Origin of the sequence: Nonomuraea sp. NPDC003560, assembly GCF_042878785.1 — a bacterium.
Lineage (GTDB): Bacteria > Actinomycetota > Actinomycetes > Streptosporangiales > Streptosporangiaceae > Nonomuraea.
Genome location: NZ_JBIAOF010000001.1, coordinates 964,630 through 979,061, shown reverse-complemented (window position 1 = coordinate 979,061; position 14,432 = coordinate 964,630). Strand labels below are relative to the sequence as shown.

The following is a 14,432-nucleotide window of genomic DNA, read 5'->3' as shown; positions in this document are numbered from 1 at the left end:
GCAGTGTGCTCAGGCGTCCGGGACGGAAGCCTTGAGTCATCCGCTCCCCGCTCGAAACGAGGCTCCCCCATGACCGTCCTGCTCGATCGTCCCGCCCCGGTACGGGCGCCGCGCGCGACGGCCAGGGACCCGTTCATCGACCTGCTGCGCGTGGTCGGCATGGCGCTCATCGTGCTCCAGCACTGGACGATCCCCGTCCTGTCCTACGAGGGCGGCCGGCTGACCACGGGCAACGCGCTGTCCACGCCGGGGGTGTGGGTGGTGACGTGGCTCAGCCAGGTCATGCCGCTGGTGTTCTTCGCCGGCGGCGCGGCCAACGCGATCAGCCGCGGCCGGTCGGTCAAGAGCGACCAGGAGTGGCTGGCCGGGCGGTTGCGCAGGCTGGCCTGGCCGCTGCTGCCGCTGGCGGCGGTGTGGATCCCGCTGCCCCACGTGCTGCTCACGCTGGGGGTGCCGGAGCAGCCGCTGACGGTGGGCGCCAAGCTGACCGGGCAGCTGCTGTGGTTCCTGGCCGTGTACCTGATCGCGGTCACGGTCACGCCGTACGCGCTGCGCCTGCACCGCAGGTTCGGCGTGCTGGTCCCCGTCGCGCTGGCGGCCGGGGCGGTGCTGACGGACGTCGTGCGTTTCTCGACCGGCCTGGAGGCGGCCGGTTACGTGAACATCGTCTTCGTGTGGCTGGCCGTCCACCAGATCGGCTTCTTCTACGCCGAGGGCCGGGTGCGGCTGCCCGCGTTGCTGGCGGCCGGCGGGTTCGGCGTGGCGGCGCTGCTGGTCGGGTTCGGCCCCTACCCCGGCAGCATGATCGGCCTGCCCGGCGCCGAGGTGTCCAACATGGCCCCGCCCACGCTGGCCATCATGGCCGTCGGCATCGGCCAGATCGGCCTGGCCCTGCTGCTGCGCCCCTGGCTGGTCCGGCTGCCCCTGCGCCGCGTCCTGGACTGGGCCGGCCCGCGGATCATGACGGTCTACCTGTGGCACATGCCCGCGCTGTTCGCCGTGACCGGCGTGGTCGTGGTCCTGCTGGGCGTGGAGACGCCGGAGCCGGGCAGCCTGTTCTGGTTCGCCGGCTGGCCGGTGTGGTTCGGGATGTTGTGCCTGGTCATGTGGGGGCTGGTGCGGGCGTTCGCGAGGTTCGAGACGCCGCCGTCGCTGCCGTACGGGACGGCCGGCCGCGGGGTCATGCTGGGGGCGGCGGGGCTGGTCGGGGCCGGGATCCTGACGCTGACCGTGGGCGGCTTCGTGCCGGGCGGCGGCCCGTTCCTGGCGGTGCTCGCGGTGCTCGGCGGCCTGCTGCTGACCGCGCCGAAGGCCCGCGTGTAACACCGGCGAAACGCGTACCGGCCACAATCGGGCGGCATGACGACGATCCGCGACCTGACCGAGGCCGACGTGCCCGCCGTGACCGCCATCTACGCCCACCACGTGACCGGCGGCGTGGCCACGTTCGACGAGACGCCGCCGGGGGCCGGCGAGTGGCGGGCCAAGGCGGTGGCGCTCGCGGCGGCGGGGCTGCCGTTCCTGGTCGCCGAGGACGACGGCGGGGAAGACGGCGCGGTCATCGGCTACGCCTACCTCAGCCAGTACCGGCCCAAGCCCGCCTACCGGCACAGCCTGGAGGTCTCGATCTACCTGGCGCCCGGCGCCACCGGCCGCGGGCTCGGCCGCCTGCTGCTGGGCGAGCTGATCCGGCGGGCGTCGGCGACCGACGCCCGCTCGCTGATCGCGGTGATCGCCGACGGCGGCGACCCCGCCTCGCTGCGGCTGCACGCCGCCTTCGGGTTCCAGGAGGCGGGACGGCTGAGCAACGTGGGGTTCAAGCACGGCCGCTGGATCGACACCGTGCTGATGCAACTCGACCTCCGGTAGGGGCCGCGGGTTCGACCACCCGGCAAACTTCGGCAGGATAGATACGTGAGCCTTCTCGTTGACCGCCTGCCGGAAGACATCGACGCCGACCCCGACGTCATATTCGACGCGTTCGTCGCCTGGAACGCCGAACGGGGGCTCACGCTCTATCCCGCTCAGGAGGAGGCCCTCATCGAGGTCGTCTCCGGCAGCAACCTGATCCTCGCCACGCCGACCGGCTCGGGCAAGTCGCTGGTCGCCGCCGGGGCCCACTTCGCCGCGCTGACCCGTGACGTGCGCACGTTCTACACCGCGCCGATCAAGGCGCTGGTGTCGGAGAAGTTCTTCGACCTGTGCGCCGTCTTCGGCACCGCCAACGTCGGCATGATGACCGGCGACGCCAGCGTCAACCCGGGCGCGCCCATCATCTGCTGCACGGCCGAGATCCTGGCCAACGTGGCCCTGCGCGACGGCGCGGCGGCCGACATCGGCCAGGTCGTGATGGACGAGTTCCACTTCTACGCCGAGCCCGACCGCGGGTGGGCCTGGCAGGTGCCGCTGCTGGAGCTGCCCAATGTGCAGTTCGTGCTGATGTCGGCCACGCTCGGCGACGTGTCGATGTTCGAGCGCGACCTGACCAGGCGCACGGGGCGGCCCACGGCGGTGGTCAAGCACGCCGAGCGGCCGGTGCCGCTGGTGTACTCCTACCGGATGACGCCGCTGCACGAGACGCTGGAGGAGATGCTCACCACCGGGCAGGCCCCCGTCTACGTCGTGCACTTCACGCAGGCCGCGGCCATGGAGCGGGCCCAGGCGCTCATGTCGATCAACATGGCGACCAAGGCCGAGAAGGAGGCCATCGCCGCGATGATCGGCGGCTTCCGGTTCACCACCCGGTTCGGCCGGGCGCTGTCGCGGCTGGTCAAGCACGGCATCGGCGTCCACCACGCCGGCATGCTGCCCAAATACCGGCGGCTGGTGGAGCGGCTGGCGCAGGCGGGGCTGCTGAAGGTCATCTGCGGCACCGACACGCTCGGCGTCGGCGTCAACGTGCCCATCCGCACGGTGCTGTTCACCGCCCTGTCCAAGTACGACGGCAACAAGGTCCGCCGGCTGCGCGCCCGCGAGTTCCACCAGATCGCCGGGCGGGCCGGGCGCGCGGGCTTCGACACCATCGGCTACGTCGCCTGCCAGGCCCCCGAGCACGACATCGAGAACGCCAAGGCGCTGGCCAAGATCGGCGACGACCCCAAGCGGCGGCGCGGCTACGCCCGCAAGAAGCCGCCGGAGGGGTTCGTCGGCTGGAGCGAGGAGACGTTCGAGAAGTTGCAGCAGGCCGAGCCCGAGCCGCTCAACTCCCGCTTCAAGGTGAGCAACGCGATGCTGCTGGCCGTGATCAACCGGCCGGGCGACTGCTTCCAGGCGATGAGACACCTGCTCACCGACAACCACGAAGACCGCAAGTGGCAGCGGCGGCACATCAGCCAGGCCATCGCCATCTACCGGTCGCTGCTGGCCGGCGGCATCGTCGAGCAGTTCGCCGAGCCCGACGAGCAGGGCCGGCGGGCCCGGCTGACGATCGAGCTGCAGGAGGACTTCGCGCTCAACCAGGCGCTGTCCACGTTCGCGCTGGCCGCCTTCGACCTGCTCGACCGCGAGTCGCCCTCGTACGCGCTGGACATGGTCTCGATCGTCGAGTCCATCCTCGACGACCCCCGCCAGATCCTGTCGGCGCAGCTGAAGAAGGCGCGCGGCGAGGCGGTCGCCCAGATGAAGGCCGACGGCATGGAGTACGAGGAGCGCATGGAGGCGCTCGCCGAGGTCATGTACCCGATGCCGCTCGACGACCTGCTGCTCGGGGCGTACGAGACCTACCGGCGCGGCCACCCGTGGGTGGGCGACTACACCGTCAGCCCGAAGTCGGTGGTGCGCGACATGTTCGAGCGCGCGATGACGTTCGGCGAGTACATCCAGTTCTACGAGCTGGCCCGCTCCGAGGGCACGGTGCTGCGCTACCTGGCCGACGCCTACCGCACGCTGTCGCGCACGGTCCCCGAGCACCTGAAGACCGAGGACCTGGTCGATCTCATCGAGTGGCTGGGCGAGCTGGTCCGGCAGGTCGACTCCTCGCTGATCGACGAGTGGGAGAAGCTGACCAACCCCGAGGAGGCGCTGGAGCGCCAGGCGCAGCTGGAGACCAAGGTGCGGCCGGTCACGGCCAACCCGCGGGCCTTCCGGGTGCTGGTGCGCAACGCCATGTTCCGGCTGGTCGAGCTGTGCGCCATCGAGAAGGAGGACGAGCTGGAGGAGCTGGCCCCCGACGTCGACTGGGGCGCGGCGCTCGACGCGTACTACGCCGACCACGAGGAGATCTTCACCGACGCCGACGCGCGCGGGCCCGCGCTGCTGCGGATCGAGGAGGAGAGCGGCCTGTGGCGGGTGCGCCAGACGATCAAGGACCCGGCCGGCGACGGCGACTGGGGCATCGACGCCCAGGTCGACCTGACCTCCTCCGACGAGGAGGGCCGGGCCGTGCTGCACGTGCTCGGCCTCAACCGGCTCTGAGCGGCCGCGGAAAGAGAACAAGCCGTGTGCCGGAACGGACTGGCAAGGGCGTTCCGGCACCGGCTTGTCGCTTCATTGTCGGACGGCGAAGTTAGGCGTCCGGTCATGGCGATGTCTCAAGATCGAGACATTCAGCACTCCGCCAGCTTGCAGATCTTGGCGAGCATCGTGCCCGCGTCCTTCCGCTGCCGGCTGAAGTCGGCCTTGGCGGGCTTGCCCCACTCGCCGCCGGCCGTGTAGACGATCAGGGCGTTGGCGCGGCGGGTCACGACGGCCCGCTCGCCGCCGACGGCCGGCTTGCCGTGGTCGTAGGCCTGGCCGGTGACCAGCAGGCCCTCGTCGCCGAGCGCGATCTTGGATGCGCCGTACCGGTACGCCGCGGTGCCGCAGGCCCGTACGGCCGCCCTGAGGTCGCCGACCGCCTTGCCGGCCGCCTCCGGCGAGGAGTAGAGGATCACCTGCTCGGACTTGGAGTAGTCGGGCACCGACGTGTAGACGATCGTCCTGGCCGCCGTGCGGCCGGCCTGGCCCAGCCCCGCCTTCTGGCACGGGTTCACGACGAGCTGGGCGTTCTTCCTGCCCGACACCGTCCAGCTGTGCTCGGGGTTGGGGTCCTTCTTGGCGGCGTCCTTCTCGTACAGCAGGAAGTTGCCCGGGATGGCCAGGCCGACGGCGACGAAGAGTGCTGCGATCATGGGACAAAATGGTAGGGGTGAGCGACGAAGACCTCAGACGCGTGCTCGGGTTGCTCTGCCAGGACGACACCCTGCGCGCACTCGCGTCCCTGGTGCTCGGTGACACCGGCGACCTGCCCCCCAAGGCGCTCGACCGCCTGGCCAGCGGCGGCCTGGCCGAACGCGACGACGACGGCAAGTGGCGGGCCCGGCCGGAGCGCTTCCGGGAGCTGCTGCGGGAGCGGGCCGAGCCGCCCGCCGAGCTGAGCGCCGAGGAGCGGGTGCTGCGCACGTTCCTGGTCGACGGCCGGCTGACCACCATGGGCATGCGCCGCGACAAGCGGCTGATCGTGCTGCGTTACGTCTCGCGGGTGTTCGAGCCGGGCGTGCGCTACCCCGAGGCCGACGTCAACGTGGCCCTGCGGGCCTTCCACGACGACTTCGCGGCGCTGCGCCGCTACCTGGTGGACGAGGGGCTGCTGTCCAGGGAGGGCAACGTCTACTGGCGCAGCGGCGGCCCGGTCGAGGTCTGAGCCGGACGAGGTCTGAACCGGGCGAGGTCTGAGCCGGGCGAGGTCTGAGCCGGGCGAGGTCTGTGCCGGGCCGGGGCTGACGGGGGTCAGGGGCGGCGCAGGCGGGCGCGGTAGTCGCGGGGCGGCAGGCCGTACTCGCGCCTGAAGGCGCGGCTGAAGTGGAACGGGCTGACGAACCCCGAGGCGGCGGCCACCTGGCCGACGTCCAGGTCGGTCACCTCCAGCAGGCTCGCGGCGTGCCGCACCCGCGCCCGGCGCACGGCGCCCATCGGGGTCTGGCCGGTCTCGGCCGCGAACAGGTGCGCGAACCTCGACGGCGACAGCGCCACCGCGCGGGCCAGCGAGGCGACCGAGTGCTGGGTCCCGGGCTCGGCGGCGATGAGGTCGAGCACCCGGCGCACCCGCTCGTCCCCGCCCTCGGCCCCCGGCGCGGGAACGGCCCCCGCCGAGGCCGTGGCCAGCACCAGCACCTCCTCCACCGCCCCCAGCACCAGCTCCCGGGCGGGACTGCCCATGACGACCGCAGGCGCGGGCGACGGCGACCCGGCGGGCGCGGCGGACGGCAGCCCGGCAGGCGCGGCGGACGGCGGCCCGGCGGGCGCGGCGGGCGGCAGCCCGGCGGGCGCGGCGGGCGGCAGCCCGGCGGGGGCGGTGTGGCCGGGGATCCAGCGGGCGTCCTGGAACGCGCGGTCGAAGGCCCGCTCGACGCGGTCGCGCACCCCGACGGGCACACCCTCGACCAGGTGACAGCCGGTGGCCAGCGCGTACGGCGCCAGCCAGGCCGTCCACGACGGGCGCGGCTGGAAGTGCACCCACCAGAACCGCCATCTCCCCGCTCCCGGCGCGACCCGGTAACGCTGCGCCGAGCCCGGCCCGAGCACCGCCAGATCCCCCTCGCGCACGGTGAACGCCGCCCCCGCCTGCTCGACCCGCCCCTCCCCCGCCTGGGTCCACAGCAGCAGCCAGCTCGGCGAACCGTGGGGGCGGCGGGTGCCGTACCCGGCCGGCTTGTCGTAGTGGCCGACGATCATCAGTTCGGCAGCAGGAACAGACAGGTTCTCAGCGGTCACGGTCATACCGTCCCACGTGCCGGGTCCCTACGGTGAAGGGCATGAGGCTGAACGACTTCCACGACCGGGGGTACGTGCTCGTCCCCGCGCTGCTGGCTCCCGAGGAGGTGGCCGAGCTGCGCGATGAGTTCATGGCTCTGCACGCCGCCGGCCCGATACCCGGGCATTTCTCGCCCGTCCCCCAGGAGCCGGGCGCGCCCTACGACGCCCTGCGCGACTACCCCCGGATCATGCACCCCCACCAGGTGAACGACGTCGCCCTGCGCTACCTGCTCGACGCCCGCTTCGCCGCGATCCTGCGCGAGCTGCTGGGCGAGGAGCCGATAGCAGCCCAGAGCATGTTCTACTTCAAGCCGCCGGGCGCCCGCGGGCAGGCGCTGCACCAGGACAACTTCTACCTGCGCGTCGAGCCGGGCACGTGCGTGGCCGCCTGGGTGGCGCTGGACCGCGTCGACCGCGCCAACGGCGGCCTGGAAGTGGTCCCCGGCACCCACCTGATGGACCTGTTCTGCCCGGAGGAGGCCGACCAGGACCTCTCCTTCACCCGCGAGTACGTCCCGCCGCCGCCGGGCCTGGAGCGGGTGCCCGTGGACATGCAGCCCGGCGACGTGCTCTTCTTCAACGGCAGCCTGGTGCACGGGTCGGAGCCGAACAGCACGGCCGACCGGTTCAGGCGCAGCTTCATCTGCCACTACACCGGCCGCTCGGCCGAACGCATCTCGTCCTGGTACGAGACGCTGACGATGGACGGCGAGCGCGTGCTGCTGGAGCCGTCGACCGGCGGCGGCCCGTGCGGCACCGAGGCCACCGGCCCCCACTGACCGCCCCACCAGGAACCGGTCCGTCAGCCGCCGGATATGTCCGACGGCCGGCCGGACGCCCACTCCGCCCCCGCCGTCAGCCGCCGGATATGTCCGACTCCGCCTCGTCCGGGACCACGCAGTCCCACGGGTCGTCGAGCCACCCGTCAGGCAGTTGCACCTTCTGACGCTCGCCCGACTTGCCCCGAGGGGTGTCGGTGTTCGGCGGCCACGGCTGGTCGTGGTCGAGCTTGGCCAGCCCCTCACGGAGCCCGTCGAGCGACTCGGCCGTGGCCAGCTCCCGCCGCAGCGCGCTCCCGACCTCGAACCCCTTGAGGTACCACCCGACGTGCTTGCGGAAGTCCGCGATCGCGTACCGCTCGGTGTCGAAGCACTCGGTGAGGCCGGCCGCGTGGCGTTCCATCGTCCCGGCCACCTCGCCGAGCGTCGGCCTGACCCGCTCGGGGCTGCCGTTGAACGCGTTCTCCAGGTCCTTGAACAGCCACGGACGCCCGAGGCAGCCGCGCCCCACCACGACGCCGTCGCAGCCGGTGCGCGCCACCATGCGCAACGCGTCGTCGGCCGACCAGATGTCGCCGTTGCCCAGCACCGGGATCTCGGGCACGGCCTCCTTCAGGCGCGCGATCGCCGCCCAGTCGGCCACGCCGCCGTAGTGCTGCTTCGCCGTGCGGGCGTGCAGGGCGATCGCCGCGACGCCCTCCTCGGCCGCGATGCGGCCGGCGTCGAGGTAGGTCAGGTGGTCGTCGTCGATGCCCTTGCGCATCTTCATCGTCACCGGCAGCGCCCCCGCGTTCGCCACCGCCGCCCGCAGGATCCGCCGCAGCAGGTTCCTCTTGTACGGCAGCGCCGACCCGCCCCCGCGCCTGGTCACCTTGGGCACCGGGCAGCCGAAGTTGAGATCGACGTGGTCGGCGAGGTCCTCCTCGGCGATCATCCGGACCGCCCGCCCGACGATGTCGGGGTCGACGCCGTAGAGCTGCAGGCTCCTCGGCCGCTCCGACTCGGCGAACCTGATCATCCTGAGCGTCTTGGGATTGCGCTCGACCAGCGCCCGCGTCGTGATCATCTCGCACACGAACAGCCCGGCGCCCTGTTCCCGGCACAACACCCGGAACGGCGCGTTCGTGATGCCCGCCATGGGCGCCAGCACCACGGGCGGCCATGCCCCAATCGGCCCAATCTTCACTCCGTCAGTTGTAGCGCAGCTCAGGCCGGAAGCGGTATTCGCCTATAGGCTGTGGACGGCATCACCAGGGAGGGATCGATGCTTCTTCGCGTGCGCGTGGCGCTGCCCGACCGTCCGGGGTCTCTGGCCCAGGTCACCAAGGCCCTGGGCACGGCGGGGGCCGACATCACCCAGGTCACCGTCCTCGACCGGGGGGCCGGCTCGGCGGTCGACGACATCACCGTCTTCTGCCCCGAGAGCACCCCCCGGGAGGTGCTGGTCAAGAGCCTGGAGAGCGTCGACGACGTCCGCGTGGAAGGCATCTGGACCACCCGCGAGACCGCCGGCACCTACCCTGAGCTGGAGATACTCAAGTACATCACCACCGCGGGCGACCGCGCGCTGACCACGCTCGTCGACTCGCTGCCGGTGCTGTTCAGCGCCGACTGGGCCGCCACCGCCGCCGACCACGGCGTGGTCTACGCGAGCTGGCGCGCCCCGCAGGGCCTGACCGTCCCCAGCCCGGCCCCGCCACGCCCGGCGGCCCTCACGCTCGACGGCGGCGTGCACGCCATCCACGCCCCGCTCCCGCCGCTCGCCCTGACGTTGCTGCTGGCCCGCTCCGAGGGTCCGGCCTTCCACCGCATCGAGGTCCACCGGCTCACCCGGATCCTGGAGATCTTCCTGAGCCTGCCGGCCACCGAACGCGGCGTCGCCCGCCGGCTCCGCAAGTAGCGGGAAGCATCTGGTCGGAAAAGGCGCTAGAGTTAGGCACGCAACAGCGCGGAAGTGGCTCAGTGGTAGAGCATCACCTTGCCAAGGTGAGGGTCGCGGGTTCGAATCCCGTCTTCCGCTCGGAGTGGTTCGACTCGGTGGAGTGGCCGAGAGGCGAGGCAGCGGCCTGCAAAGCCGTCCACACGGGTTCAAATCCCGTCTCCACCTCCAAGGACGATTAGCTCAGCGGGAGAGCGCTTCCCTGACACGGAAGAGGTCACTGGTTCAATCCCAGTATCGTCCACCACACTCCAAGGCCAGACCCGGAACGACGGGGTCTGGCCTTTCGGCTGTCCGGGCCCGGCCTCCCGACGGGATCCGACCCGCCGCCCTCACCGTGACCAGCTCCGCCCTCACTGTGTCGGGCTCCGGCCTGCTGTCTCGAAACGGACGCAGGTTCGCGGCGCCCGGCACGTCCTGATCGGGGTGGCCGGCGACTCCGTATCTCTCGTGACCAGTAACGTGATCTTGAGAGGATTCGCTGGAGGGGACGTTGGGCCGTCGTGAGCAGCCGCTGGACCCGGCCTCCGGGCCCATCGCCCGATTCGCGTACGAGCTGCGCAAGTTACGCCAGGAGGCCGGCGGGCTCACCTACCGGGCGATGGCGGCCCGCGCCCACTACTCCGCCGCCACCCTCGCCCAGGCCGCCGCCGGTTACCGGCTGCCCTCGCTGCCCGTCGCCCTGGCCTACGTCCGGGCCTGCGGCGGGGACGTCGAGACCTGGCGGCGGCGCTGGGAGGAGGCCGATCGGGAAGCCCTCGCCCAGGCGGCCGCCGAGGACGACTCCCCCGCCCCGTACCTGGGCCTGGCCCGGTTCGAGACCAGCGACCAGGACCGCTTCTTCGGGCGCGGCGCGCTGGTGGAGCGGCTGGCGGCGCTGGTCGGCGAGCACCGGCTGGTGCTGCTCGTCGGGCCGTCCGGCAGCGGCAAGTCCTCCCTCCTGCGCGCGGGGCTGGTGCCCCGGCTGCTGCGGACCGGCGACACCGGCGGCCGGCCGCCGATGGTCCGCGTGGTCACGCCCGGTCCCGAGCCGCGGCCGGAGGAGGCCGGCGTGCGGGCGGACGTGCTCGTCGTGGACCAGTTCGAGGAGGTCTTCGCCCTGTGCGCCGATCCGGCGCGGCGGGCCGCCTTCATCGACGCGCTGCTGGCCGCCGCGCGGGCCGAGAAGGGGCCGCGGGTCGTGCTGGCCGTACGGGCCGACTTCTTCGGGCAGTGCGCCGGGCACCGGGGGCTGGCCGAGTCGGCCAGGGACGCGACGTTGCTGATGAGCCCGATGAGCGCGGCCGAGCTGCGGGCGGCGATCGTCAGGCCGGCGGCCGGGGCCGGGCTGGTGGTGGAGCGCGAGCTGACCACCATGATCGTCGGCGAGGTGGAGGGCGAGCCCGGCGCGCTGCCGCTGATGTCGCACGCGCTGCTGGAGACTTGGCGGCGGCGGCGCGGCCGGGTGCTGACGGTGGCGAGCTACACGGCCGCCGGCGGCCTGCGCAGCGCCATCGCGCGCACGTCCGAGGAACTGTACGCCGGCCTGTCCCCCGCGCGGCGGGAGCGCCTGCGCCACCTGATGCTCCGCCTGGTCACCCCCGGCCAGGACGGCCAGGACACCCGCCGCCCGGTCGAGCGCGCCGAACTGCTCACCGGCGAGCCGGACGACGAGACCGGCGAGCTGCTGGAGCGGCTGGCCAGGGCGCGGCTGGTCACCCTCGACGAGGGGCGCGTCGACCTGGCGCACGAGGCGCTCCTCACCGCCTGGCCCCGGCTGCGCGGCTGGATCGAGGAGGACCGCGAACGCCTGCGCGTGCACCGCCGCCTGACCGAGGCGGCCGGCGCCTGGCAGGACCACGACCGCGACCCGGGCGGCCTGTACCGGGGGGTGGCGCTGGCCGTCGCCGACGAGCACCTCGGACGGGCCGGCGTCCTCACGCCGCTGGAGCGCGACTTCCTCACGGCGAGCCGCGCCGCCCGCGACGGCGAACGACGGCGGCGCAGGCGGCGCGCGACGGCCACCGCCGTGCTGCTCGTGCTCACCCTGACCGCGGCGCTGCTGGCCTGGCAGCAGAGCAGGACCGGCGAGCAGCGGCAGCGCGAGGCCGAGGCCCGCCGCACCGCAGGCGTGGCGGCGAGCCTGCGCGACTCCGACCCGCGCGCCTCGATGCGGCTGGCCCTGGCCGCCTGGCGGCTGGCCGACCTGCCGGAGACCCGTTCCGCCCTGCTGGCCGCGGCCGTCCAGCCGGCCCAGGACGTCTTCACCGACCCCGCCGGCGGCAGCCTGACCAGGCGGCATCTCAGCGCCGACGGGCGGACCCTGCTCAGCGTCGGCGCCGACCAGGTCACGTCCTGGGACCTGGACGCCCGCCGCGCGACGGGCTCCATGCCCGCCCCCGGCGCGGCACTCGACCAGCTGGGCGCCCGCAGAGGCGACGCGTGGACGCTGCCCATGCGCCTGGCGGACGGCGAGGTGGGCCTGTGGGACCTGCGGACCGGCAGCCGGGCCCCGGCCGCCCTCGGCCGCGCGCCGGACGGGTTCGAGGCCGGCCCTGACGGGCGCACCGTCATCGGCTACGACGCCGGGCGGGACACCTACCGGGTCCGGGTGTGGGACACGCGGACCCGGCGCGAGTTGCTGACGGTCGAGTTCCCCCGCCGGGCGCCCGCCGACCCGGCGGAGATCGCCTGGGAGTTCGGGACGGCGTACCTGCGCAGCTCGGCCGACCGGCGCGACTGGGCGGACCCGTCGTTCCCGGACGCGACGCTCGGCCCGGACGGCCGCCTGCTGGCGCTGTGCGTGCCCGGCGAGCCGTTGCAGCTGTGGGACGTCGCGGCGGCCCGCCGGATCGGCACGCCGTGGGCGCCCGTCCTCACCCGCGAGCAGTGCCAGTACGAGCGGGTGCGCTTCACCCCCGACGGCGGGCGCCTGGCGGTCGTCACGACGGAGAAGGTCCGCATGTGGGAGCTCGCGTCGGGAAAGGAGCTGCCGGGCGTCGTCCGCCGCGACGTCAAGGAGGTGTCCTTCAGCGCCGACGGCGCCTTCCTGGCCGCCTCCGACGGCGCCGCGATCGTCCTGTGGCGCCTGGCCTCCCCCGAACTGCCGGTCTTCCGGCATCCCCTGTCCGGCGAGCAGGCCGTGGACCTGCGGGTGGACCCGGGGGCGAACCGGATCCGCTACCTCGCCGGGTCCGGCTCCACGTGGCCCGCGACCGTGCGCACCCTCGACCTGGGCGGCGCGGCGAGCCCCGGATGGCGGGAGGAGGCCGCCTCAGCGGCGGCCTTCGGCCCGGACGGCGCCGCGCTCGCCCTCGGCTACCCGGGGCACGAGACGGGCCTCGTACGCTTCCGGCTGTACGACCGGCGGACCGGCCGGCCCACCGCCGACCTCCCGGAGGTGGCCTGCCCCGAGCCGAAGTCGCAGATCCCGCAGTGCACGTTGCTGCTGGCCTTCGACGACGACGGTCGGCGGCTGGCCTACGGCGGCTCCCCCCTGGGCTACCGCTCGCTGCCCACCCGGGTGTCGGTGTGGGACGTCGCCCGCGCCCGCCTGTCGGACAGCCTGACGCTGGACGGCGGCGCCCGCTCGGTCGGAGCCCTCGCCTTCGGCCCCGGCGGCACGCTGCTGGCTGCCTCCCCGCCCCTGGTGGGCCGGCTGAGCGTCTGGGACCCGCGCAGCCGGACCGTCACCAAGACGCTCCCCGACGTCACCGGCCACGAGCTGCGGACGGACCCCGACCGGCGGCTGCTGGTCACCTCCATGGGCGACCTCGTCGACCTGCCCTCGACGCGGCGGATCCAGGGCCGGTACGGGCCCGGCCAGACCACCTCGCTGGCCTTCAGCCCGGACGGCCGGTACCTGGCCGCCGGGGACGCCACGGGCCGCACCGTCCTGTGGGACGGCCGCGCGGAGCGCCGTCTCGGCACGCTGGCGATCCCCACGACGGCCGCCGCCGACCGCAGCGTCATGGTCAACGCACTGGCGTTCTCGCCGGACGGCACGGTCCTCGCGACCGGCGGCGCGAACGGCTCGCTGCAGCTGTGGGACGTGGCCTCCCGGCAGCCGATCGGCTCGCCGCTGCCCACGCCGGGCGACGCCGTCCTCGCGCTGGCCTTCGGCGACGGCGGCCGGGTCCTGTACGCGGCCGGGGAGCACGTCCCGGTCCAGCGGTACGAGCTCGATCCGGCCGCCTCGGCCGCCGTCCTGTGCCGGCGGGCCGGGGAGCTGACGTCCGCGGAGTGGCGGTCGCACTTCCCGCAGCGCCCGTACCAGCGGGGTTGCCCGCCCGTCCGGCCGGAAGCGGCGGGCCGCGGGAAAGAATCGTCCCCATGGACTTCGAACGTGCCCGCACCGCCCTCGCCGCCGCCTACCGCGAGTTCACGGCCGCGGTGACCGAGACCGACCCGCTCAGGCCCACCCGGTGCGCCGGTTGGGCCGGGGTGGATCTGCTCTTCCACGTGCTGTGCGACGCCCAGCGGGCCCTCGTCGCGTTCGCCACCCCGGCCGACGGGCCGCCCGACGTGGACCACGTCACCTATTGGAACTCCTTCCAGCCCGTCCCGGACGCCGCCGGGGGCGCCGAGGGCGCCGGGGGCGGCGCGGACGCCCACGCCTGGTGGGTGCGCAGGTCCGCGTCCGCCTTCACCCGGCCCTCCGGGGTGCTGCGGGTGTGGCAGGACACCGCCCCCGCCGCCGTGCGGGCGGCGCTGGCGGCCGACCCGGCGGGATGCGTCGCCACGCAGGGGCACGTGATCGCCGTGCCCGACTTCCTGGCCACGCTGGCGACCGAGGCCGCCGTCCACCACCTCGACCTGCAGGCCGCGCGGCCGCCCGCCCGGGAGGCGCTGGAGCTGGCCGGCGAGACCCTCGACGGGCTGCTCGGCACGGACCGCCCGGCCCGTCTGGACCTGACGGCGTACGTGCTCGAAGCCACCGGACGGCTCCCGTCCGCCGACGACCGCTTCCCGCTGCTGGGCTGACCACCGGCACCGGCGACTAA

General features: G+C 73.6%; 11 protein-coding genes and 3 tRNA genes. 11 read left to right on the top strand and 3 right to left on the bottom strand.

Annotated elements, in window-relative coordinates; genetic code table 11:
* Nucleotides 1-69 precede the first annotated feature (69 nt).
* Genes ACFYUV_RS04680 through ACFYUV_RS04670 form a run of 3 tightly spaced genes read left to right on the top strand, consistent with a single transcriptional unit; the run spans nt 70 to nt 4,413 of the window.
* A complete protein-coding gene (locus ACFYUV_RS04680; RefSeq protein ID WP_387664864.1) occupies nt 70-1,323 on the top strand; it encodes an acyltransferase in 1,254 nt (417 codons plus the stop codon).
* A 36-nt stretch (nt 1,324-1,359) separates the two neighbouring features.
* A complete protein-coding gene (locus ACFYUV_RS04675; protein WP_387664862.1) occupies nt 1,360-1,869 on the top strand; it encodes a GNAT family N-acetyltransferase in 510 nt (169 codons plus the stop codon).
* A 45-nt stretch (nt 1,870-1,914) separates the two neighbouring features.
* Entirely contained in the window at nt 1,915-4,413 is a 2,499-nt protein-coding gene (locus ACFYUV_RS04670) for a DEAD/DEAH box helicase (protein ID WP_387664859.1), read from the top strand.
* 131 nt (nt 4,414-4,544) lie between these two features.
* Here the strand turns inward: ACFYUV_RS04670 and ACFYUV_RS04665 are convergent, their stop codons facing one another.
* Nucleotides 4,545-5,108 (bottom strand): hypothetical protein, encoded by a 564-nt coding sequence (locus ACFYUV_RS04665; protein ID WP_387664857.1) that lies wholly within the window; start codon nt 5,106-5,108, stop codon nt 4,545-4,547.
* An 8-nt stretch (nt 5,109-5,116) separates the two neighbouring features.
* Here ACFYUV_RS04665 and ACFYUV_RS04660 point away from each other — a divergent pair, with 8 nt between their 5' ends.
* Complete coding sequence (locus ACFYUV_RS04660) at nt 5,117-5,620, top strand: DUF2087 domain-containing protein (protein ID WP_352361199.1); 504 nt, start codon at nt 5,117-5,119, stop codon at nt 5,618-5,620.
* 86 nt (nt 5,621-5,706) lie between these two features.
* On the opposite strand, the gene ACFYUV_RS04655 is transcribed toward ACFYUV_RS04660, so the two are convergent.
* Entirely contained in the window at nt 5,707-6,690 is a 984-nt protein-coding gene (locus ACFYUV_RS04655; protein WP_387664855.1) for a helix-turn-helix domain-containing protein, read from the bottom strand.
* Nucleotides 6,691-6,731: 41 nt separating this feature from the next.
* Here ACFYUV_RS04655 and ACFYUV_RS04650 point away from each other — a divergent pair, with 41 nt between their 5' ends.
* Nucleotides 6,732-7,511 carry a phytanoyl-CoA dioxygenase family protein gene (locus ACFYUV_RS04650; protein ID WP_387664852.1) on the top strand — a complete coding sequence of 260 codons (780 nt, stop codon included), beginning with the start codon at nt 6,732-6,734 and terminating at the stop codon, nt 7,509-7,511.
* Between the two features lie 76 nt (nt 7,512-7,587).
* Here ACFYUV_RS04650 and dusB read toward each other — a convergent pair whose 3' ends face one another.
* Nucleotides 7,588-8,697, bottom strand: coding sequence for a tRNA dihydrouridine synthase DusB (gene dusB, locus ACFYUV_RS04645; RefSeq protein WP_352325166.1), 1,110 nt, complete (start codon nt 8,695-8,697; stop codon nt 7,588-7,590).
* A gap of 78 nt (nt 8,698-8,775) precedes the next feature.
* Between dusB and ACFYUV_RS04640 the strand changes: the two genes are divergently transcribed.
* The 6 genes from ACFYUV_RS04640 (at nt 8,776) to ACFYUV_RS04615 (ending at nt 14,412) form a co-directional block, all read left to right on the top strand.
* Entirely contained in the window at nt 8,776-9,411 is a 636-nt protein-coding gene (locus tag ACFYUV_RS04640; RefSeq protein ID WP_358285500.1) for an ACT domain-containing protein, read from the top strand.
* Between the two features lie 48 nt (nt 9,412-9,459).
* A tRNA-Gly gene (locus ACFYUV_RS04635) sits at nt 9,460-9,531 on the top strand.
* A gap of 16 nt (nt 9,532-9,547) precedes the next feature.
* A tRNA-Cys gene (locus ACFYUV_RS04630) sits at nt 9,548-9,621 on the top strand.
* 1 nt (nt 9,622) lies between these two features.
* Nucleotides 9,623-9,697 (top strand) — tRNA-Val (locus tag ACFYUV_RS04625).
* Between the two features lie 246 nt (nt 9,698-9,943).
* Complete coding sequence (locus tag ACFYUV_RS04620) at nt 9,944-13,825, top strand: helix-turn-helix domain-containing protein (RefSeq protein WP_387664849.1); 3,882 nt, start codon at nt 9,944-9,946, stop codon at nt 13,823-13,825.
* Nucleotides 13,762-14,412: a maleylpyruvate isomerase N-terminal domain-containing protein gene (locus tag ACFYUV_RS04615; RefSeq protein ID WP_387664846.1), complete on the top strand. Its 651-nt coding sequence runs from the start codon at nt 13,762-13,764 to the stop codon at nt 14,410-14,412. The genes ACFYUV_RS04620 and ACFYUV_RS04615 overlap by 64 nt, the downstream gene beginning before the upstream one ends.
* Nucleotides 14,413-14,432 lie beyond the last annotated feature (20 nt).